The organism is Micromonospora sp. ATLC20, from assembly GCF_057196585.1.
Genome location: NZ_JBXUOV010000370.1, coordinates 1 through 1,521 on the forward strand (window position 1 = coordinate 1; position 1,521 = coordinate 1,521).

Here is a 1,521-nt window from a genome sequence, read left to right on the forward strand (position 1 = left end):
TCCTTGCCGTCCTTGCCCCACTCGCCCTTGTCCGGGCCCCACTCGCCACGGTCGCGGCCTTCCTGGCCACGGTCCTTGCCGTCCTTGCCGTACCCGTCCTTGTCGTAGCCGTCGCGGCCGTAGTCGCCCTCGGCGCCCTTGTCGCCGTGGTCGTCGCTGAGCTGCTGCGTGGTCGACCACTTGACGTCGGCGAGCCGGTGCGGGCCGGTGGCCCCGGTGGTCGCATAGGCCACGCCGGCGAGGCTGACCGCTCCGGTCAGGCCCACAACTCCGGTGGCGAGCCACATCCGGCGACGCCGGAGCGGGGAGATGGTCTTGCTGGTGGCGTCATCGTTATTGCGAAGGTAGTTGGACATCGGAGCTCTCTGCCCTCTCCTTGTACCTGACAAGGTCGCTTCGCCCTGGCGAGGCGGCCTTCGCTACAAATCGGTTGTAGCTGCTGAAGATGACCGTATGAGAGCCTTCTTCGCCTCGTGGTCATATACGAAAAAAACCCGCATAAGGGTGCGGGTGGGATGGGCGGGCGCAGTGCGGCCCGGACGCCCCGGCGGGGGACACCGCGGCCAGCCGGGCCGCTGGCGGGGTGGGAGCCCTCCTCGCGCCGCTGACGGCGCGAGGAGGGCTCCCCGGTTATGTGGTGGTTCGATCAGTTGAAGCAGTCCTCGACGGTGTTGGCGCAGTTGGTGGGGTCGTTGTTGCTGATGAGGGACTTGTCGTCGAGCTTGACGCGTCCTTCGTTGTTGAGGACGCCGCCGGCGACCCGGTGGAGCTTGCTGGAGTCGGTGGCGGTGTTCTTGGTGACGTGGGTCTTGGTCAGGGTGATCTTCGCCTTGTTGTTGAAGATGCCGCCGCCGTTGAGGGCGGTGTTGCCCTTGATGTCGGTGTCGCGGATGGTGAGGGTGGCGTTGTCGTCCTTGTCGTGGTCGCGGGCGAGGAAGCCGTCCTCGATCTTGATGAGCCACTCACCGTTGAAGATGCCGCCGCCGAACCGGCCGGCCGTGTTGTCCACGACGGCGCTGTCGGCGATCGTGGCGCTCCCCGCGAGGCCGTCCTTCTCGGCGCCGTTACCGGCCCAGTCCCGACCACCGGTCGTCACCACGCCGCCGCCGTCGCCGTCGGCGTGGTTGCCCGCCACGTGGACCTTCTCCAGGAGCAGGTCGGTGTTCTCGGCGTAGACGCCACCGCCGTTCTCGCAGGCGACGTTGCCGCCGATCGCGGTGAACGAGACGGTGACCCAGCCGCCGCTGCTGAACAGACCGCCACCGTTGTGACCGGCCCGGTTGTGGCTCAGCGTGCTCAGCGAGGCGTCCTTGCCCTCGTGCGCCCCGATGATCTCGACGGTGCCCGCGCGGTGCTTGCCGTGCTCGCCCTTGTCGCCCTTGCCGGGCTTCGCGGCCGAGGCCAGGTCGACCGGCCCGCCGTGGTGCTCACCGCTGCCGTTGGCGATGCCGCCGCCGTTGCCGCCTGCGGTGTTGTCGTCGACGTGGGTCTCCTCGACCTTGAGGATGCCCTCGTTGAAGA

Annotated in this window: 2 pseudogenes; both read right to left on the minus strand. The window is 68.2% G+C overall.

What is annotated here, in order from left to right:
* Nucleotides 1–356: pseudogene (locus AC2CHG_RS31335) on the minus strand (hypothetical protein); the annotation flags it as partial.
* Between the two features lie 290 nt (nt 357–646).
* Nucleotides 647–1,521, minus strand: a pseudogene (locus AC2CHG_RS31340) (hypothetical protein); the annotation flags it as partial.